This is a genomic window from Streptomyces sp. NPDC002537, from assembly GCF_053594975.1.
On the sequence record NZ_JBSFWT010000033.1, the window covers coordinates 1 to 19104 of the forward strand.

17 protein-coding genes and 1 pseudogene are annotated in these 19104 nt (G+C 71.7%); 12 read left to right on the forward strand and 6 right to left on the reverse strand.

Annotation, left to right across the window (positions count from 1 at the left end):
* A pseudogene (locus tag ACWD4A_RS16995) lies at positions 1–235 on the reverse strand (ABC transporter substrate-binding protein); the annotation flags it as partial.
* 124 nt (positions 236–359) lie between these two features.
* Positions 360–1145 (reverse strand): amino acid ABC transporter ATP-binding protein, encoded by a 786-nt coding sequence (locus ACWD4A_RS17000; protein ID WP_451194569.1) that lies wholly within the window; start codon positions 1143–1145, stop codon positions 360–362.
* A gap of 269 nt (positions 1146–1414) precedes the next feature.
* Between ACWD4A_RS17000 and ACWD4A_RS17005 the strand changes: the two genes are divergently transcribed.
* Positions 1415–2119, forward strand: coding sequence for a response regulator transcription factor (locus tag ACWD4A_RS17005; protein ID WP_451194571.1), 705 nt, complete (start codon positions 1415–1417; stop codon positions 2117–2119).
* A 15-nt stretch (positions 2120–2134) separates the two neighbouring features.
* On the forward strand, positions 2135–3565 hold the full coding sequence (locus ACWD4A_RS17010) for a HAMP domain-containing sensor histidine kinase (RefSeq protein WP_451194573.1): 1431 nt from the start codon (positions 2135–2137) through the stop codon (positions 3563–3565).
* A 55-nt stretch (positions 3566–3620) separates the two neighbouring features.
* Here ACWD4A_RS17010 and ACWD4A_RS17015 read toward each other — a convergent pair whose 3' ends face one another.
* A complete protein-coding gene (locus tag ACWD4A_RS17015) occupies positions 3621–4619 on the reverse strand; it encodes a TAXI family TRAP transporter solute-binding subunit (RefSeq protein WP_451194574.1) in 999 nt (332 codons plus the stop codon).
* 150 nt (positions 4620–4769) lie between these two features.
* Between ACWD4A_RS17015 and miaB the strand changes: the two genes are divergently transcribed.
* Genes miaB through ACWD4A_RS17030 form a run of 3 tightly spaced genes read left to right on the forward strand, consistent with a single transcriptional unit; the run spans position 4770 to position 7461 of the window.
* Positions 4770–6296: a tRNA (N6-isopentenyl adenosine(37)-C2)-methylthiotransferase MiaB gene (miaB, locus tag ACWD4A_RS17020; protein ID WP_451194576.1), complete on the forward strand. Its 1527-nt coding sequence runs from the start codon at positions 4770–4772 to the stop codon at positions 6294–6296.
* A gap of 22 nt (positions 6297–6318) precedes the next feature.
* Positions 6319–6720, forward strand: a complete 402-nt coding sequence (locus tag ACWD4A_RS17025) for a hypothetical protein (RefSeq protein ID WP_451194578.1) — start codon at positions 6319–6321, stop codon at positions 6718–6720.
* Positions 6721–6750: 30 nt separating this feature from the next.
* The gene (locus ACWD4A_RS17030) at positions 6751–7461 is read left to right on the forward strand and encodes a class III extradiol dioxygenase subunit B-like domain-containing protein (RefSeq protein ID WP_451194580.1); all 711 of its coding nucleotides are present in this window, start codon (positions 6751–6753) and stop codon (positions 7459–7461) included.
* Positions 7462–7640: 179 nt separating this feature from the next.
* Here ACWD4A_RS17030 and ACWD4A_RS17035 read toward each other — a convergent pair whose 3' ends face one another.
* Both ACWD4A_RS17035 and ACWD4A_RS17040 read right to left on the reverse strand, forming a co-directional pair.
* Positions 7641–7886: an antitoxin gene (locus ACWD4A_RS17035; RefSeq protein ID WP_451194581.1), complete on the reverse strand. Its 246-nt coding sequence runs from the start codon at positions 7884–7886 to the stop codon at positions 7641–7643.
* Between the two features lie 31 nt (positions 7887–7917).
* Positions 7918–8160, reverse strand: a complete 243-nt coding sequence (locus tag ACWD4A_RS17040; protein WP_451194583.1) for a hypothetical protein — start codon at positions 8158–8160, stop codon at positions 7918–7920.
* Between the two features lie 195 nt (positions 8161–8355).
* Between ACWD4A_RS17040 and miaA the strand changes: the two genes are divergently transcribed.
* From miaA to hflX, 6 genes are all read left to right on the forward strand, one after another.
* The gene (miaA, locus tag ACWD4A_RS17045; RefSeq protein ID WP_451194584.1) at positions 8356–9294 is read left to right on the forward strand and encodes a tRNA (adenosine(37)-N6)-dimethylallyltransferase MiaA; all 939 of its coding nucleotides are present in this window, start codon (positions 8356–8358) and stop codon (positions 9292–9294) included.
* A 108-nt stretch (positions 9295–9402) separates the two neighbouring features.
* The gene (locus tag ACWD4A_RS17050; protein WP_451194658.1) at positions 9403–9861 is read left to right on the forward strand and encodes a hypothetical protein; all 459 of its coding nucleotides are present in this window, start codon (positions 9403–9405) and stop codon (positions 9859–9861) included.
* A 48-nt stretch (positions 9862–9909) separates the two neighbouring features.
* Positions 9910–10791, forward strand: coding sequence for a diaminopimelate epimerase (gene dapF, locus ACWD4A_RS17055; RefSeq protein ID WP_451194585.1), 882 nt, complete (start codon positions 9910–9912; stop codon positions 10789–10791).
* 181 nt (positions 10792–10972) lie between these two features.
* A complete protein-coding gene (locus ACWD4A_RS17060) occupies positions 10973–13099 on the forward strand; it encodes a RelA/SpoT family protein (RefSeq protein WP_451194587.1) in 2127 nt (708 codons plus the stop codon).
* 156 nt (positions 13100–13255) lie between these two features.
* Positions 13256–14731: a M1 family metallopeptidase gene (locus ACWD4A_RS17065; RefSeq protein WP_451194588.1), complete on the forward strand. Its 1476-nt coding sequence runs from the start codon at positions 13256–13258 to the stop codon at positions 14729–14731.
* A 135-nt stretch (positions 14732–14866) separates the two neighbouring features.
* Complete coding sequence (hflX, locus tag ACWD4A_RS17070; protein ID WP_451194590.1) at positions 14867–16360, forward strand: GTPase HflX; 1494 nt, start codon at positions 14867–14869, stop codon at positions 16358–16360.
* An 83-nt stretch (positions 16361–16443) separates the two neighbouring features.
* On the opposite strand, the gene ACWD4A_RS17075 is transcribed toward hflX, so the two are convergent.
* Positions 16444–17631, reverse strand: coding sequence for a trypsin-like serine peptidase (locus ACWD4A_RS17075; protein WP_451194592.1), 1188 nt, complete (start codon positions 17629–17631; stop codon positions 16444–16446).
* A 257-nt stretch (positions 17632–17888) separates the two neighbouring features.
* Here ACWD4A_RS17075 and ACWD4A_RS17080 point away from each other — a divergent pair, with 257 nt between their 5' ends.
* Positions 17889–19094, forward strand: coding sequence for an aminotransferase class III-fold pyridoxal phosphate-dependent enzyme (locus ACWD4A_RS17080; protein WP_451194593.1), 1206 nt, complete (start codon positions 17889–17891; stop codon positions 19092–19094).
* Positions 19095–19104: the final 10 nt, after the last annotated feature.

Consider the following 19104-nt stretch of genomic DNA (forward strand, 5'->3'; position numbering starts at 1 on the left):
GGCCGGGCTGATCGGCCTTGGTGCCGATCGTGATCTTCTTGCCCTTGATCTTCTCGAAGACGGGCGAGCCCTTGACGTCGGCGGCGGTGTTCACCTTGTAGGCCGGTACCGACGGCGCCGACGAGCCGTCGCCCGCCTTGTCGCTCTTGTCGTCGGGGCTGCCCGACTTGCCGCAGGCGGACGCGGCGAGCGCCACTACCACGACGGCCGCTGCGGCGGTCTTGCGGAGCTTCATGGTGAACATCCTTTGCGTCTGCGGGTGTTGCCGGCATGGCCGAGGCGGCCATGCCGCGGCGTACGGCGGGCACGGGCGGCGGGCAGCCGGTGAACGGGCCGGCCGGAGAGCGGTCGGCGGTGGGTCAGTGGTGCAGGATCTTCGACAGGAAGTCCTTCGCCCGGTCGCTGCGCGGGTTGCTGAAGAACTGCTCCGGCCGCGCTTCCTCGACGATCCGGCCGTCCGCCATGAAGACCACGCGGTTGGCGGCCGAGCGGGCGAAGCCCATCTCGTGGGTGACGACGACCATGGTCATGCCGTCCCGCGCGAGCTGCTGCATCACCTCCAGCACCTCATTGATCATCTCCGGGTCGAGCGCCGACGTCGGCTCGTCGAAGAGCATCAGCTTCGGCTCCATGGCCAGGGCGCGGGCGATCGCCACCCGCTGCTGCTGGCCGCCGGAGAGCTGGGCGGGGTACTTGTCCGTCTGGGCGCCGACCCCCACGCGGTCGAGCAGATCGCGGGCTTTTTTCTCCGCGGTCCTGCGGTCCGTCTTCCGGACCTTGATCTGACCCAGCGTCACATTTTCCAGCACCGTCTTGTGGGCGAAGAGGTTGAAGGACTGGAAGACCATGCCCACATCGGCACGCAGGCGCGCCAGCTCCTTGCCCTCCTGCGGCAGCGGCTTGCCGTCGATGGTGATCGAGCCGGAATCCGTCGTCTCCAGCCGGTTGATCGTGCGGCACAGCGTCGACTTACCGGACCCCGACGGGCCGATGACGACGACGACTTCGCCGCGCGCGATGGTCAGATCGATGTCCTGGAGGACATGCAGGGCGCCGAAGTGCTTGTTGACGCTGTTCAGGACGACAAGTGCGTCCGGGGGAGCCGCAGCGGCCGCCGCGGCGTCAGGCACCGATATTTCGCTCATCGGCGTTCCTCGCTCCATCCTCCTCGGTTGGGGAGGACCCTAATCAGCGGGAACTACCAGCGTCATTACATCTGAGCTGAAATTGAGCATAACGATCCGGCGGCAAAGGGACACTCCGCGTGAAGGGGGCGCGTGGAGCGCACATGGGTAGCGCGGGCGTACCGGGTGGGTAACGGAAGCCCCCGCACCCCCGCAACCCTCTTGACGGGGCGGGCGTCCATCAGCGTGGATGCGGTGTTGCCACACCACGGCCGGACGGAGGGCGCGGATTGAGACTGCTGCTCGTGGAGGACGACGACCACGTCGCCGCCGCCCTGTCCGCGGTGCTGGCCCGGCACGGGTTCGACGTCACCCACGCCCGCAGCGGCGAAGAGGCCCTCCGGGCGCTGCTGCCCGACCCGGGAGCCGCGTTCGCCGTCGTCCTGCTCGACCTCGGACTGCCCGACCAGGACGGCTTCGAGGTCTGCGGCAGGATCCGCAAGCGCACCGCCATCCCCGTCATCATGGTCACCGCCCGCGCCGACACCCGCTCGAAGATCCACGGCCTCAACCTCGGCGCGGACGACTATGTGGTGAAGCCGTACGACACCGGTGAACTCCTCGCCCGCATCCACGCCGTCGCCCGGCGCATCCCGCCCGACGGCGGTGGCGACGACACCCGCGACTTCGACGGCCCGCACGCGCTGCGCCTGGGCGCCCTGACCGTCGAACTCCCCAACCGGGAGGTCTCCGTGGGCGGCACACCCGTCCCGCTCACCCGCAAGGAGTTCGACCTGCTGGCGCTGCTCGCCCAGCGGCCCGGTGTCGTCTTCCGCAGGGAACAGATCATCAGCGAGGTGTGGCGCACCAGTTGGGAGGGGACCGGGCGCACCCTGGAAGTGCACATCGCCTCGCTCCGCTCCAAGCTGGGCATGCCCGCCCTCATCGAGACGGTCCGCGGGGTCGGCTACAAAATCGTCGTCCCGGCAGCCTGACGGCCGTACGAGCCCGTGCGCACCCGACTCCTCCCGCTGCTCATCCTCCTGCTGGCCGGGGTGCTGCTCGCCCTGGGCTTCCCGCTCGCCGCGAGCATCGCCGCCGCCCAGCAGCAGCGACTGGTCGTCGACCGGATCGACGACACCGCGCGCTTCGCCTCGCTCGCCCAGTACGTCACCGCCCGGCCGTTCGACCCGGGTGCCGGGAGCGACGAGCGGCTCGCCACCCTCAGTTCCGAACTCGCCCGCTACGAGGACGTGTACGACATCCGGGTCGGCATCTTCTACCGCGACGGCCGGGCCATGGCCGTCGCCCCCGCCCACTGGTCCGTCCCCGCGGAGGGCGAGGGCCGGAGGGCCTTCCAGGAGGCCCTGGCCGGGCGGCGCAGCCACGACCCCGGACAGGTGTGGCCCTTCGACAACCGCAGGCTGACCGTCGCCTCACCCGTCATCCGGGACGGCGACGTCGTCGCGGTCGTCGTCACCGACTCGCCCACCGGGCGACTGCGGTCCCGGATCCTGCACTCCTGGCTGCTCCTCGCGGCGGGGGAGACCGCGGCCATGCTGCTCGCGGTGGCGGCCGCCTTCCGGCTGACCGGATGGGTGCTGAGGCCCGTGCGGACCCTCGACACCGCCACCCACGGGATAGCCACGGGCCGGATGAACTCCCGTGTCGCCGTGGACAGCGGGCCGCCCGAACTCCGGCGGCTGGCCCGGTCGTTCAACGAGATGGCCGACCACGTGGAGGAGGTCCTGGAACAGCAGCGCGCCTTCGTCGCCGACGCCTCGCACCAACTGCGCAACCCGCTCGCCGCGCTGCTGCTGCGCATCGACCTGCTCGCCCTGGACCTGCCCGACGGACACGGGGAGGTCGCCAAGGTCCGGGCGGAGGGCAAACGGCTGGCCAGGGTCCTCGACGACCTGCTGGACCTGGCGCTCGCCGAGCACGCCTCCGCGGACCTCCAGCTGACCGACATCGCCGAGATCGTCACCGACCGGGTGGGCGCCTGGTCCCCGATGGCTGACCGGGAGCGGGTCGCCCTCACCTACAGCGGGCCGGCCGCCACGACCGGCTGGGCGGATCCGGTGGCGCTCTCCAGCGCGCTCGACGCCGTGGTGGACAACGCCCTCAAGTTCACCCCCGGAGGCGCCGACGTGCGCGTCAGCGTCTCGGTCGACGGCGACACGGTGGGCATCACCGTCGCCGACCGGGGCCCCGGCCTGACCGAGGAGGAACTCACCCGAATCGGTGACCGCTTCTGGCGCAGCAGCCGTCACCAGAACGTCGCCGGCTCCGGCCTCGGGCTGTCCATCTCCCGCGCCCTCCTCGCGGCGGGCGGCGCCACGCTCTCGTACGCCCAGAACACCCCGAACGGCCTGCGGGCGGTGATCCGGGTGCCGCGCGACCGTGGGGCCGACCCCGCGGCGGCCCCACGCGGAAGCTGAGCGGCCGACCGGACCCCGCCCGGTAGCTCTTCGCCATGGCGAACGGTGCGTGCCGCTACGGCTTCACCGACAGGTAGTAGCGCCGTGCGCCCGTGTGGAGATCCAGCGGGTCGGTGAAAATGGCCGTACGGAGGTCCACTTTCTGCGCGGCGTGAACCTTCTGCCCTATGCGGTCGCGGCTGTTCATCACCGAGCGCGTGACGCTCTCCGCCAGCTCGGGGTCCGCGTGATCCATGGTGATCAGGAGATTCGCGACCGCGATCGTCTGTACCGCCTGGCCGGTGTGCAGCTCCGGATAGGCGTCCACCGGCATCACGGCCGCCCTGTAGTAGCGCGTCTCCGGACCGAGCGCGTGCAGTGGCCCTATGAGGTCGCCCAGCTGCACGAGCCTGATCGACAACCGGCGGCCCAGGCTCGTCACGGCGTTGGTGGGCAGCCCGCCCGACCAGAAGAACGCGTCGATCCTGCCCTGCTCCAGCAGCGCGGGCATCCGGTCGATCCCGACGCGGACGGGCCGGATGTCCTTGTCGAAGTCCAGCCCGGCGGCCTTCAGCAGCCGCCTGGTGATCAGCTGCACGCCGGACTCGTCCGTGCCGACCCCGACCCGCATCCCCTTCAGGTCGCGCGCCGACCGCACCCGTGAGTCCTTTTCGACCACCAGCTGGATGTAGTCGTCGTAGAGACGCGCACAGGCCCGCAGCCCCGCCGAACCGGGCTCCCTCCGGTCGCGGTAGGTGGCGACGGCATCGGCCGTGGCCAGGGTGAAGTCGGCCTCGCCCGACGTGAGCTGTTTGAGGTTGTCCAGCGACCCCTGGCTGCGCCTGAGCCGCACCTCCAGGGAAGGCATGTCCCGCCCGAGATCCTCCTTCAGGAGATCGCCGTACTTCGCGTACACACCCGTCGGCACTCCGGTCGCGAACGACATCCGTCCGCTCGGCGACGTCGGGCCGTGCAGGGACACCAGCCACCACGCCAGCAGGGCGAGCACGGCGGCGGCCGCCACGCCCGCTTGTACGGCACGGCGGCGGCCGGGGCGCGGGAGCCGGGGGGTCATGGGCGGATCCTGCCAGGCCCGGCCGGGTCGCGGCAGAGGAGCGGACGAAGACGGGGGACCGGCATCGGCACGGGGAGGCCCGCACCGCGTCCCGGAGCGGCAGCCGGGGACGGTGCGGGAGCTCTCCCGGTGCGCCCTTACTCTTGAGGGATGACCAGCAGCAGCGACCGGAGTCAGGTAGTGGACGTTAAGGGAACGTACGAGGTGCGCACCTACGGGTGCCAGATGAACGTCCACGATTCCGAGCGGCTCTCCGGTCTGCTGGAGGACGCGGGCTACGTGCGCGCCCCCGAGGGCAACCCGGAGGGCGACGCGGACGTCGTCGTCTTCAACACCTGCGCCGTGCGGGAGAACGCCGACAACAAGCTGTACGGCAACCTCGGGCGGCTGGCCCCGATGAAGACGAAGCGGCCGGGCATGCAGATCGCCGTCGGCGGCTGCCTCGCCCAGAAGGACCGCGACACGATCGTCAAGCGGGCGCCCTGGGTCGACGTCGTCTTCGGCACGCACAACATCGGCAAACTCCCGGTGCTGCTGGAGCGCGCCCGCATCCAGGAAGAGGCACAGGTCGAGATCGCCGAGTCGCTGGAGGCGTTCCCCTCGACGCTGCCGACGCGGCGCGAGAGCGCCTACGCGGCCTGGGTCTCCATCTCCGTCGGCTGCAACAACACCTGCACTTTCTGCATCGTCCCGGCGCTGCGCGGCAAGGAGAAGGACCGCCGCCCCGGCGACATCCTCGCCGAGGTGGAGGCGCTCGTCGCCGAGGGCGTCTCCGAGATCACCCTCCTCGGGCAGAACGTCAACGCCTACGGCTCCGACATGGGCGACCGCGAGGCGTTCTCCAAGCTGCTGCGCGCCTGCGGGAAGATCGAGGGCCTGGAGCGCGTCCGCTTCACCTCCCCGCACCCCCGTGACTTCACCGACGACGTGATCGCCGCCATGGCGGAGACGCCGAACGTGATGCCGCAGCTGCACATGCCGCTCCAGTCCGGCTCGGACACCGTCCTCAAGGCGATGCGCCGCTCGTACCGCCAGGAGCGCTTCCTCGGGATCATCGAGAAGGTGCGCGCCGCCATGCCGGACGCCGCCATCTCCACCGACATCATCGTGGGCTTCCCCGGCGAGACCGAGGAGGACTTCGAGCAGACCATGCACACCGTGCGCGAGGCCCGCTTCGCGAACGCCTTCACGTTCCAGTACTCCAAGCGCCCCGGCACCCCGGCCGCCGAGATGGAGGGACAGATCCCCAAGGAGGTCGTGCAGGCGCGCTACGAGCGCCTGGTCGCCCTCCAGGAGGAGATTTCCTGGGACGAGAACAAGAAGCAGGTCGGCCGGACGCTGGAGGTCCTGGTGGCCGAGGGCGAGGGCCGCAAGGACGACGCGACCCGCCGCCTCTCCGGCCGTGCCCCCGACAACCGCCTGGTGCACTTCACCAGGCCGGACGAGCCGGTCCGGCCCGGCGATGTGGTGACCGTCGAGATCACCTACGCTGCCCCGCACCACCTGCTCGCCGAGGGTCCGGCCCTCGCGGTGCGCCGGACCCGGGCCGGCGACGCCTGGGAGAAGCGCAACGCGGCGCCCGCCGAGAAGCCGGCCGGCGTGATGCTGGGCATCCCGGCGATCGGGGCCCCCGCCCCGACTCCGGCCCCGGCGGCCGCGGGCTGCGGCTGCGACTGACGGCCGGACCGGAGGGGGCGGCATGGCGACCTGGGGGCTGATCGTCGAGACGACCGTGGGCACCGGGGATCGCAAACACACCTCGGGCACGGACATGGCGCACGTGGAGGGCTCCCGCGACGACGCGTTGCGGGAGCCGGAGGCGCGCGCCCGGCGCTTCACGCCCCAGCACCCGCTGAATCAGCGGCGCCTGCGGCTGTTCCGCACCACGGACGGGTTCGACCTGATCGTGGACGGGGCCTGGGACGGCCGTCTCACCCGCTTCACCGTGGGGGAGCTGCTGCACGACAGCGCCGCGCCCCCGGCTGAGGCAGCGAAGCCCGCGGACCCCGTACCGCGGGACGCCGTGCCGGCCGCCCCGCGGTACGACGCCGACGGCGTTCCGGTCACGCCGTCCTGGCTGGGCCGCGACGACCTCCCCTGACGCCACGGGGGGCTTGTTAGGGTGCGGCTCATGCTCGTCGCCGCTGCCGTGTGCCCCTGTCCGCCCCTGCTGGTCCCCGAGGTCGCCTCCGGGGCCGCGCCCGAGCTCGACGGACTGCGGGCGGCCTGTCTCGATGCCGTCGCGGTGCTGGCCGCCGCGCGGCCCGACCGGCTCGTGGTCCTCGGGCCGGCCGGACCGGCCGGGCAGGGAACCCACCTCCAGGGCACGGCCGGATCGTTCCGGGACCTCGGAGTGGCCGTCGACGTACGGCTCGGCGACGGCGAGCCCGCCGGGGAGCGGGAACTGCCGCAGTCCCTTGCCGTGGCCGCCTGGCTGCTGGGACGTACGGGATGGGCCGCCGCGCCCGTCGAGGGGCTGGGCGTCGACGCCCAGCTGGACACCGCGCGCTGCCTCGACACCGGCCGTGAACTGGCCACCCGAGGCGACAGGGTCGCACTTCTCGTCATGGGCGACGGCAGCGCCTGCCGGACCGTCAAGGCGCCCGGCTACCTCGACGACAGGGCCGAGGGCTTCGACGCCGAGGCGGCGCGGGCGCTGGGAGCCGCGGACACCGACGCACTGGCCGCGCTCGACGGACTGCTGGCCCGGGAGCTGCAGGCCGCGGGCCGCGCACCCTGGCAGATGCTCGCGGGCGCGGCGGAGGACGCCGGGCTGAAGGGCGCGCTGCTCCACGACGAGGCGCCCTACGGCGTGGGGTACTTCGTCGCGACCTGGTCCTAACGGGCATGACCGGCCCCGAAGAGCCTCAGGATGGATTCTGACGGCCTGCGGCCGCCGTCCCCGACCCCTGGGCGTCCGGGCGTGAGAACGTCCGGGAGAGCGGCGCACGGAGCCGCGGCCACGTGAAGACGGCGACGGGCCGCGGAGCCAATGCTCCGCGGCCCGTCGCCGACGAGGTGTCAGGAGGCCGAAGGGCCCTGGTCGCCGCCCTTGCCGTCCTTCTCGGCAAGGCGGTCGATGGCTTCCTTGGCCTTGCCGGTGCCCGTCTCGATCTGGCTGCTGTACTTGCCCTTGGTCTTCTCGTCGACCACCTTGGCGGCCTTCTCCAGCCCCTGCTCGATCTTGTCCCCGTGCTGCTGCGCGAGGGCGCCGATCTTGTCCTTCGCCGGTGCGAGCTTGGCCTTCAGATCGTCCAACAGGCCCATGGCGCCTTCCCTCGTCTTTCCTGGTCGGAAGCTACTTACGGGCGCCCTCACCGGCCTCGCTGTCCGCGGCCTTCTCCGCGGACTGCTGCTTGGGAATCTCGACTCCCTCGGCCGGTGCGGCCTCCGCCTTGGCCTCGCCGGACTTCTCCGGCTCGGCCTCGGCGGTCTCGGTGGTCCCCGCCTCGTCGGCCGGTTCCACCGTCAGAGTGGCTGTTGCCGCCTCTTCGGTTGACGCCTCGGCCTTCTTGCGGCGGAACCTTGAAAACACGCCCATATCTACTCCATTACCTTACTGGTGTGAGCGAAATCCCGCGTCGTCCGGAGCGTTCCATTGCGCCGCTTCCGGACACCGGCCCGTGAACCGGCTCTCGGAACCTCGCAACAGGCAACGAAACCGACAGCGCCGCGTCACGTCGCTCGTTCGAGGGGCGCGCCAAAGGTTTGCGAGACTGATGCGGTGAAAAACCCGGTGAAAAACGTACGTCCCGCCCCGCGGGTCATCGCCGTCGTCGGCCCCACGGCGGCAGGCAAGTCCGATCTCGGCGTCGCCCTCGCCCAGCACTTGGGCGGTGAGGTGGTCAACGCCGACTCCATGCAGCTGTACCGGGGCATGGACATCGGCACCGCCAAACTGACGCCGAAGGAGCGGCAGGGCGTACCGCACCACCTGCTCGACATCTGGGACGTCACCGAGGCCGCCAGCGTCGCCGAGTACCAGCGGCTGGCCCGCGCCGAGATCGACCGGCTGCTCGCCGAAGGCCGCACCCCGGTGCTCGTGGGCGGCTCCGGGCTCTACATCAAGGGCACGATCGACGCCCTCGACTTCCCCGGCACCGACCCGGCCGTACGCGCCCGCCTGGAGGCCGAACTGGCGGAGTGCGGACCCGGCACGCTGCACGCGCGGCTCGCCGCCGCCGACCCGGCGGCGGCCGGCGCGATCCTGCCCGGCAACGGCCGCCGCATCGTGCGCGCCCTGGAGGTCATCGAGATCACCGGCAAGCCGTTCACCGCCAACCTGCCCGGTGAAGAGCCCGTGTACGACGCGCTGCAGATCGGTGTCGACGTCGAACGGCCGGAACTGGACGAGCGGATCACCGTCCGTGTCGACCGCATGTGGGAGGCCGGGCTCGTCGACGAGGTGCGCGCGCTGGAGCGCGAGGGCCTGCGCGAGGGGCGCACCGCCTCGCGTGCGCTCGGCTACCAGCAGGTGCTCGCCTTCCTCGCCGGGGAGTGCACCGAGGAGGAGGCGCGCACCGAGACCGTACGGGCCACGAAGCGCTTCGCGCGGCGTCAGGACTCGTGGTTCCGCCGGGACGGCCGGGTCCACTGGCTGAGCGGCGCCGCGGACCGGAGGGCAGAACTCCGCGGGCAAGCGCTGACGTTGGTCGAACGGGCGGTCACAGCCTGATCACGTGATGGCATCGGGACGCTATGCGCGGCCTTCGGGCCTGGCCGGGCGTGCCATCATCAAGCGGTCGATCGAGCGGTGAAGTCCGAGTGGGGAGGGCGCGTGGCGATGGAGGCCGGCCCTCGTGACAGACCGCAGCAGCAGCCACAGGGCGAACCGGAAGTGCTGACTCCGGACGGTCCCGAGGACACCGAGGAGACCGACGGGGCGGTGTCCGGCACCGCCGTGTCCGCGTCGTTCCGGGAGCTGCGCCCCCAGCGCAGGCTGCGGGCCTGGCAGCTCGCGCCCATCGTCGTGCTCGCCGCCACCGGTTCGCTGATGTTCGCCTTCCCCCTCGCCTTCGAGTTCGGCGACGGCGGGCCGGTCGTGGCCATGCTCGGCCTGCTCATCAGCTGCTGCGCCGCCGGCTGGGCCGTGATGGCGGCCCGCCGCGTCGGCTACACCTGGCCGGGCCTGCCCCCGCGCGGCTCCGGCAGCCGGCCGGACTGGCGGTTCGTCGCCCTGTACGTGGCCGTCGTCGCGGTGGCGGTCGTGCTGGCCGTCTGGCGCGTGGCCCGCCTGCGCTAGATCCGGTCCGGGAGGAGCCTCCGCAGGGGGTCCCCGTACCATCGAATCGTGAGCACAGCACAGATCGCCTTCCTCAAGGGCCACGGCACCGAGAACGACTTCGTGATCGTCCCCGACCACGACGGGCGGCTCGAGCTGTCCCCGGCCGCGGTCGCCCTGCTGTGCGACCGCCGCGCGGGCATCGGCGGGGACGGCGTCCTGCGGGTCGTGCGGTCCGCCGCCCACCCCGAGGCGCGTGCCATGGCCGACGAGGCCGAGTGGTTCATGGACTACCGCAACAGCGACGGCAGCATCGCCGAGATGTGCGGCAACGGCGTCCGCGTCTTCGCCCGCTACCTCCGGCACGCCGGCCTGGCCGCGGAGGGCGACCTCGCGGTGGCGACCCGCGCCGGGATCCGCCACGTCCACATCGCCAAGGAGAGCGCGGGCGGCGACATCACCGTCTCCATGGGCAAGGCCGCGCTGCCCGAAGGGGACGTGACCGTCACGGTCGGCGACCGCAGCTGGCCCGCCCGCAACGTCAACATGGGCAATCCGCACGCCGTCCTGTTCACCGACGACCTCGCGGACGCCGGGAACCTGTTCACCGCGCCCGTGGTCGCGCCCGCCGCCGCGTACCCCGACGGCACCAACGTCGAGTTCGTCGTCGACCGGGGCCCGCGCCACGTCGTCATGAGGGTGCACGAACGCGGCTCCGGCGAGACCCGCTCCTGCGGTACGGGCGCGTGCGCGGTGATGGTCGCGACGGCCCGCAGGGACGGCGTCGACCCGGCGGTCACCGGAGTCCCGGTCAGCTACACCGTGGACCTCCCCGGCGGCCGACTGGTGATCGGCGAGGCCCCGGACGGCTCGATCGAGATGACCGGCCCCGCGGTGATCGTCGCGGAAGGCGTGTTCGACGCGGCCTGGCTGACCTCGGCGCTCGGCTGACCGCACCCCCTACCGCGACTCCGCGCCGCCGCCGAACTCCTGGCTGCGTGGCTCGCTCGAATGGGTGATCCGTTTCACTCTGGGCGAGAGCGGGTGAGCGGCGCGTGATGGGCTCGGTAACATCAAGCACCGGGGTCAGGAGGCGATGGCCGGCCACCGGTGGACGCTGCCGGAGGTGCCCATGAGCGCAGAGACCGCCAACGAAGGTGGTCTTGGCCGCAGGCGCGGCCTCGCCCGCATCGATCTGAGGCGGCTGGGGCGCGCGGCGCTCAGCGGCTCCGGATCCCGCCGCCTCCCGGACGCCATCGACCACGTCGCCAAGGTCCACCGCGCCCACCACCCCGGCGCGGACCTCGACATCCTGTGCCGGGCCTATCTCCTCGCCGAGTCCTCGCACCGCGGTCAGACGCGCAAGAGCGGCGAGCCGTACATCACCCACCCGCTCGCCGTGACCCTGATCCTCGCCGAACTGGGCGCCGAGACCACCACCTTGACCGCGTCCCTCCTCCACGACACGGTCGAGGACACCGAGGTGACGCTGGATCAGGTGTGCGGACAGTTCGGCGAGGAGGTCCGCTTCCTCGTCGACGGCGTCACCAAGCTGGAGAAGGTCGACTACGGCGCCGCCGCCGAGCCCGAGACGTTCCGCAAGATGCTGGTGGCCACCGGCAACGACGTCCGCGTGATGTCCATCAAGCTCGCCGACCGGCTGCACAACATGCGCACGCTCGGCGTGATGCGCCCCGAGAAGCAGGCCCGGATCGCCAAGGTCACCCGCGACGTGCTGATCCCGCTCGCGGAGCGGCTGGGGGTCCAGGCGCTCAAGACCGAGCTGGAGGACCTGGTCTTCGCGATCCTCCACCCCGAGGAGTACGCCCGCACCCGCGACCTCGTCCTCGCCCACGCGGACCGCCCCGATCCGCTGGTGGCGACGGCCGATCGGGTGCGGGCCGTGCTGCGCGAGGCGGGCATCGCCGCCGAAGTCCTGGTCCGCGCCCGGCACTTCGTGTCCGTCCACCGGGTGCGGATCAAGCACGGCAGGGTCACCGGTTCGGATCTCGGGAGACTCCTCGTCCTCGTCGCGGAGGACGCGGACTGCTACGCGGTACTCGGCGAGCTCCATACGTGCTTCACGCCGTTCGTCTCGGAGTTCAAGGACTTCATCGCGGTGCCGAAGTTCAACCTCTACCAGTCGCTGCACACCGCGGTGGCGGGGCCCGGCGGGGAGGCGGCGCAGGTCCTCATCCGCACCCACCAGATGCACCACGTCGCCGAGGCCGGCGTGGTCGCCCTGGGGAACCCGTACGCGGCCCCGGAGACGCCCGACGCGGCCGACGGGGAGCGGGTCGACCCCACCCGGCCCGGCTGGCTGTCCAGGCTCCTGGAGTGGCAGCAGGCCACGCCCGACCCCGACACCTTCTGGACCTCCCTCCGCGACGACCTCGCGCAGGACCGTGAAATCACCGTCTTCCGCGCCGACGGGGGCACGATCGGCCTTCCTGCGGGATCGAGCTGTGTCGATGCCGCGTACGCGCAGCACGGGGACGGCGCGCACAGCTGCATCGGGGCACGGGTCAACGGCCGGCTGGCGACACTCAGCACGATCCTGCGCGACGGGGACACCCTCCAGCTGCTGATGTCGCGCGACACCGCCTCCGGTCCGTCCCCCGACTGGCTGGAGCACGCCCGGACGCCCGCCGCGCGCATCGCCATCGAGCGCTGGCTCGCCACCCACCCCGCGGCGGACCCCGTCGCCGCGCCCGCGCCCCTGATGCCGGACCGCCCCTGTCCGCCGCCCCGTTCCACCGCCCCGGCCGCCCGCTGGCCGGTCGTGGTGACCGCCGACGGCACCGACCTGGCGGCCACGAGCGTGCGGCTCGCCGGGTGCTGTACGCCCGTGCCGCCGGACGAGGTCACCGGCTTCGCCGTACGGGGCGGTGCGGTGACCGTGCACCGCGCGCACTGTCCGGCGGTGGGACGGATGGTCACCTCGGGGCGTGAGCCGGTGGAGGTGCGCTGGAGCAGCCCCGATGGCGCGGGCGCCTTCGACTACCGGGTCACTCTCCTCGCCGAATCGTTCAGCAGGCCGCATCTCCTGGCCGATCTGACGGAGGCCATCGCACGGGAGGGAGCGGCGGTCATCTCCGCCGCCGTCGAGCCGCCGCACGAGCAGCGCGTGCGGCACACCTACACGCTTCAGCTGGCCGACGCCGCCCAACTGCCGGAGCTCATCCGGGCCATGCGGCGCGTACCGGGGGTCTACGACGTCGAGCGGGCGGGACGGTCCTTCGCCGGAGCACCGCTCTGACGGGAACGCGGCCCCGGCCGCACCGGAACGGCCCACAGCGGGTGCCCGAGAACGTCCACTGATGTGACGCTCGTACAGTCTGCCGAAGCGCTCATACGGGTGGGGCGGCGTCGTGCCGCCGACAGCCTTGGCCGCCGCGCTGATAGCGGTGGACGCATGCCGCACTCCCGCAGGACGCGCTTCCCGTTCCGTCAGTGGCCCCTCAGCCGCCGGGCCGCCTTCTACACGGCCGCCACCACCCTCCTCGTGGGTGCCGCCGCCCCGCCCACTCCCACCGCCGAGGGGGTCGGTGACCGGCTCTTCCCGTATCTGGGCAACCCGGGCTTCGACGTGCTCGCCTACGACATCGCCCTCGACTACCACGGCAACGACAAGCCGCTCGACGCCGTCACCACCATCAGGGCCGAGGCCACCGACTGGCTGGACCACTTCAACCTGGACTTCACCCACGGCACGGTCCGCTCGATCGAGGTCAACGGGGTGCCCGCCCGATTCACCCCCGTCCAGGAGGACCTCGTCATCACCCCGGCGACGGGCCTGCCGAACCACGGGCGGTTCACCGTCACGGTGCACCACACCAGCGACCCCCGCGGCGCGACCGACGGCGGCTGGGTCACCACGAGCGACGGCCTGGTCATGGCCAACCAGGCCGATGCCGCCCACCGCATCTTCCCCAGCAGCGACCACCCCTCCAGCAAGGCACTGTTCACCTTCCACGTGACGGCCCCCAAGGAGCTGACCGTGGTCGCCAACGGGCTGCCCGTGGGACGTGTCGCCAGGGGTGCGGACACCACGTGGACGTACCGGACCATGCATCCCATGGCCACCGAGCTCGCCCAGATCTCCATCGGCCGCTCCGTCACCCCCCACCGCAACGGACCGCGCGGGCTGCCCGTGCGCGATGTCGTACCCGTCGCGGAGCAGCAGCGGCTGGAGAAGTGGACGGCCAGGACCCCCGACCAGATCGCCTGGATGGAGAAGCGCGTCGGCACGTTCCCGTTCGAGACCTACGGGGTGCTCATGGCCGACGCGTCGACGGGCTTCGAGCTGGAGACGCAGACGCTCTCCCTCTTCGAGCGCTCCCTGTTCACCCGGACCGACATCCCCGACTGGTACCTCGAATCAATCATGGTCCATGAGCTCGCCCACCAGTGGTTCGGCGACAGCGTCAGCCCCCGGGTGTGGTCCGACCTCTGGCTGAACGAAGGACACGCCACCTGGTACGAAGCGCTCTACGCGGAGGAGAAGGGCGGCCGGAAGTTCGCCGACCGGATGCGCATGGCGTACGAGTACTCCGACGCGATGCGCGTCGACGGCGGCCCGCCCGCCGCCCCCAGGGGCCCCGCGCCGGGGAAGAAGATCAGCATCTTCCGGCCGGTCGTCTACGACGGCAGCGCCGTGGTCCTCTACGCGCTGCGCGAGAAGATCGGGACACCCGCCTTCGAGAACCTGGAGCGCCAGTGGGTCGCCCGCCACCGCGACTCCACGGCCAGCACGGCCGACTTCGTCGCCCTCGCCTCCCGGGTCTCCCACCAGGACCTGTCGCGGTTCCTGCACGCCTGGCTGTACGACCCCACCACCCCGCCGATGCCCGGCCACCCCGACTGGAAGCCCACCAAGAAACCCGCGTGACGCCCACACGGCGGCATGGGACCATCGACGGGTCGGCGCGGGGGCCCGCCCCGGGAATCTCCGGGGGTCACCGCACGTTGTCGACGGTGTGGTCCCTCGACGGGGGCCGCCACTTCCCAACGACGTAAGGATCAAATGACCTCCTCTTCTTCCCTTCCCCAGGACCGGCAGAGCCTCCCGGACAGCCTTCGGGCCGACGCCCTGATGGAAGAGGACGTCGCCTGGAGCCACGAGATCGACGGGGAGCGCGACGGCGAGCAGTACGACCGCTCCGAGCGCGCGGCGCTGCGCCGTGTGGTGGGCCTCTCCACCGAGCTCCAGGACGTCACCGAGGTCGAGTACCGACAGCTGCGCCTGGAGCGCGTGGTCCTGGTCGGTGTCTGGACGTCGGGCACCGTGCAGGACGCGGAGAACTCCCTCGCGGAGCTGGCCGCGCTCGCCGAGACGGCGGGTGCCCTCGTCCTCGACGGTGTGGTCCAGCGTCGCGACAAGCCGGACCCGGCCACGTACATCGGCTCCGGCAAGGCGCAGGAGCTGCGGGACATCGTCCTGGAGACCGGCGCCGACACCGTGGTCTGCGACGGTGAGCTCAGCCCCGGCCAGCTCATCCACCTCGAGGACGTCGTCAAGGTCAAGGTGGTCGACCGGACCGCCCTGATCCTCGACATCTTCGCGCAGCACGCCAAGTCCCGAGAGGGCAAGGCCCAGGTCTCGCTGGCCCAGATGCAGTACATGCTGCCGCGCCTGCGCGGCTGGGGTCAGTCGCTGTCCCGGCAGATGGGTGGCGGTGGCTCCGGTTCCTCCGGCGGCGGCATGGCCACCCGCGGCCCCGGTGAGACCAAGATCGAGACGGACCGTCGGCGGATCCGCGAGAAGATGGCGAAGATGCGCCGGGAGATCGCGGAGATGAAGACCGGTCGCGACGTCAAGCGCCAGGAGCGCAGGCGCAACAAGGTTCCCTCGGTCGCCATCGCGGGCTACACCAACGCGGGCAAGTCCTCGTTGCTCAACCGGCTCACCGGAGCGGGTGTGCTGGTGGAGAACTCCCTGTTCGCCACCCTCGACCCGACCGTCCGCCGTGCCGAGACGCCCAGTGGGCGGCTCTACACCCTCGCCGACACCGTCGGGTTCGTACGGCACCTGCCGCACCACCTCGTCGAGGCGTTCCGCTCCACCATGGAGGAGGTCGGGGACTCCGATCTGATCCTCCACGTGGTGGACGGCTCGCACCCGGCGCCGGAGGAGCAGCTGGCCGCCGTGCGCGAGGTGATCCGCGAGGTCGGCGCCGTCGACGTGCCGGAGATCGTCGTGATCAACAAGGCGGACGCCGCGGACCCGCTCGTGCTGCAGCGTCTGCTGCGCATCGAGAAGCACTCCCTGGCCGTCTCCGCGCGGACCGGCGAGGGCATCGCGGAGCTGCTGGAGCTGATCGACACCGAGCTGCCCCGGCCCGCCGTCGAGATCGAGGCCCTGGTGCCGTACACGCAGGGCTCCCTGGTCGCGCGGACGCACGCCGACGGTGAGGTGATCTCCGAGGAGCACACCCCGGAGGGCACGCTCATCAAGGCGCGGGTCCACGAGGAGCTCGCCGCGGATCTTCAGCGGTACGCTCCGGCCGTCCGAGGCTGACACCGGCGGCCGCGCCACGCGGACACGACGAAGGCCCGTCCCCGTATCACCACGGGGACGGGCCTTCGGCTTGCCGTCGTCGCCTACTGGTTGGCGAACTTCTGGCTGATGCCGTCGTAGACGCCCTTGGCCTCCGGGCCGAGGTGCGGACCCGCCAGCCAGGTGCTGTTGGCCGGGCCGATGGAGGTGTTGGAGACCAGCACCACCTTGCCGTCGCGCTGGGCGAACCAGCCGCCGCCGGACGAGCCGCCGGTCATGGTGCAGCCGATGCGGTACATGGTCGGCTGCGACGGGTCGATGGTCAGCCGGCCCGGCCTGTCGACGCAGTCGTACATCTTCTGGCCGTCGAAGGGCGGTGCGGCCGGGTAGCCCCAAGCGCCCATCGACTGGATGGACTTCACCTGCGGGGCGTTGAAGTCCACGGTGAGGGCGTTGCCGACGGTCTCCTCCAGCGACTTGCCGGAACCGGCCTCGGGCTTCACGTGCAGCACGGAGAAGTCGTAGGGAGCGCCGGCGCCACCCGTCTCGGCGCCCTGCGTGATCCACTGCGAGGACGTCTGCGCCCAGTCCGCCCACCACACGCCGTACGGGGCGACGTCCTGCACCGGCGCGCTGTTGAGCTGGGAGCTCGGCAGGCCCTTGTCGTTGTAGGACGGCACGAAGGCGATGTTGCGGTACCAGCCGCCGCTCTTGCCCGAGTGCACGCAGTGGCCCGCCGTCCACACCATATTGGACTTGCCCGGGTGTGCCGGGTCCTTGACGACCGTCGCCGAGCAGACCATGTGGCCCTCGGGGCTGTCGAAGAACACCTTGCCGACCGGGGCGGCGTTGTTGTGGTACGGCAGATCGACGGACTTGGCCGTGACCGGACGCGGCTCGGGGTCGGTGACGCCCTGGTCGCCGGAGGCGCCCGGAGCGGAGCCCGGAGCACCCTTGCTCGACAGCGTCTTGTCGCTGGAGCGGGCGTCCTTCATCGTGTCGGGCTTCCAGTGGCCCTTGATGATGGGGTTGATGAAGTCACGTGCCTCACGGAGCCACTGCTCCTTGTCCCAGTTCTTCCAGGCGCCGTTCTTCCACTTGTCCAGGTCCTTGAGGGACGAAGGGAGGTTCTTGGGCAGCTGGAGGCCGTCATCACCCGTCTGGGGCGCGGAGGCGCTGGGCTTGTCGCCGCCCGCGGCCTTGTCCTCGGAAGGGCCGCACGCGGTGGCTGTCAGGGCCAGCGCGGCGGTCAGAGCGGCCGCAGCCAGCGCGGGCCGGCGGATGGATGGCATGGAGTGGGTTCCCCCTGAATCGATCTCTTGACGCAGCGGTGCCCGCGCGGTGCGCGCACCTTTATGAATTTGTCATGTACCGCCCCAGTGGGGTGGCAGGACCCCACTATGCCGGTGCGGTGGGAGACGGGTGAGGGCGGGTCCCCGGTTCCGTTGACGAAGGTTCTTGACGGCGGGCCGTGTTCCGCCGCCCGCCCCGTCGTTGGTACGTACGGGGGAGAACCGACCGGAGTCCGGCACCAGGAGGTCCCAGAGCCGTGACCTTGACGCAGCTGCCGCTGAAGACGTCGTCGCGGGGGGCTCACGACGGCGTTTTCCCACGGCAGTCGGCGCGGAAACCGGCGGACCGTACGTACGCCTGCTCGTTGCCGGTCGTGCCGGTGCGCGCCCGCGGCCTGACGATCGAGGGAGCCGACGGCCGCCGCTACCTCGACTGCCTCTCGGGAGCGGGCACATCGGCGCTCGGACACAATCACCCGGTCGTGCTCGAAGCCATCCGCGCGGTGCTTGACTCGGGCGCCCCGCTGAACGCCCAGGACCACGCCACCCCGGTGCGGGACGCTTTCACCGGCGAGTTGTTCGCCACCCTGCCGCGCGGGCTGGCCGACACGGCGCGGATCCGTTTCTGCGGCCCCGTCGGCAGCGATGTCACACGCGCCGTCCGGGAACTCGTACGGGACGCGACGGGCCGTACGGAACTGCTCGCTCCGGCCGCCTTCCTCGCCGCCCTCGCGAGCGGGGCGTGCCCACCGGGCGGCGTGATCGCCGAGCCCGTCGCGGGGGACGGCTCCGTGCTCCCGGTGCCGGGCGGTCTGCTGCGCAGGGCGCGCACGCTCACCGCCGCCCGCTCGATCCCTCTCGTCGCGGACGAGACGACGACCGGCGTCGGCCGCACCGGGGCCTTCTGGGCGGTCGAGCACAGCGGGATCGTGCCCGACGTGATGGTGCTGTCCCACGCGATCGGCGGCGGCCTCCCGCTCGCCGCCGTCGTCCACCGCGCCGAACTCGACGCCCGGCGGCCGGACTCCCGCGCCGACGCGTTCCAGGGCAACCAACTGGCCATGGCGGCAGGCGCGGCGACACTGCGCCACGTACGGGAGAACGGCCTCGCCGCACGCTCGGCGACGCTCGGCGCGCACATGCTCCGAGAGCTCCGGGAGCTCGCCCGGGACCACGCGTGCCTCGGCGAGGTACGCGGGCTCGGGCTCATGATCGGCATCGAGTGCGCGCCCGGCGCCGCCACCGCCGTACGGCGGGAGTGCCTGCACCGGGGGCTCATCGTCGAACTGGGCGGCAGGCACTCCTCCGTCGTACGCCTCCTGCCGCCCCTCACGATCACCGACGAGCAGACGCGCGCGGTCCTCGACCGGCTGTCGGACGCCGTCGCCGCGGTCGCCAGGACCCACCGCCGCGCCCCCACCCCGACCACGCCGAAGGAGGCAGGCACCACGACCCCGGCGTGACACCGGGGCG

Bases quoted from the DNA above. Each gene is read 5' to 3' on its own strand.
- ACWD4A_RS17000 (WP_451194569.1), bottom strand. From the start codon at position 1,145: ATGAGCGAAATATCGGTGCCTGACGCCGCGGCGGCCGCTGCGGCTCCC.
- ACWD4A_RS17015 (WP_451194574.1), bottom strand. From the start codon at position 4,619: ATGACCCCCCGGCTCCCGCGCCCCGGCCGCCGCCGTGCCGTACAAGCG.
- miaB (WP_451194576.1), top strand. From the start codon at position 4,770: ATGACCAGCAGCAGCGACCGGAGTCAGGTAGTGGACGTTAAGGGAACG.
- ACWD4A_RS17025 (WP_451194578.1), top strand. From the start codon at position 6,319: ATGGCGACCTGGGGGCTGATCGTCGAGACGACCGTGGGCACCGGGGAT.
- ACWD4A_RS17030 (WP_451194580.1), top strand. From the start codon at position 6,751: ATGCTCGTCGCCGCTGCCGTGTGCCCCTGTCCGCCCCTGCTGGTCCCC.
- ACWD4A_RS17035 (WP_451194581.1), bottom strand. From the start codon at position 7,886: ATGGGCCTGTTGGACGATCTGAAGGCCAAGCTCGCACCGGCGAAGGAC.
- ACWD4A_RS17040 (WP_451194583.1), bottom strand. From the start codon at position 8,160: ATGGGCGTGTTTTCAAGGTTCCGCCGCAAGAAGGCCGAGGCGTCAACC.
- ACWD4A_RS17050 (WP_451194658.1), top strand. From the start codon at position 9,403: ATGGAGGCCGGCCCTCGTGACAGACCGCAGCAGCAGCCACAGGGCGAA.
- ACWD4A_RS17060 (WP_451194587.1), top strand. From the start codon at position 10,973: ATGAGCGCAGAGACCGCCAACGAAGGTGGTCTTGGCCGCAGGCGCGGC.
- ACWD4A_RS17065 (WP_451194588.1), top strand. From the start codon at position 13,256: ATGCCGCACTCCCGCAGGACGCGCTTCCCGTTCCGTCAGTGGCCCCTC.
- hflX (WP_451194590.1), top strand. From the start codon at position 14,867: ATGACCTCCTCTTCTTCCCTTCCCCAGGACCGGCAGAGCCTCCCGGAC.
- ACWD4A_RS17075 (WP_451194592.1), bottom strand. From the start codon at position 17,631: ATGCCATCCATCCGCCGGCCCGCGCTGGCTGCGGCCGCTCTGACCGCC.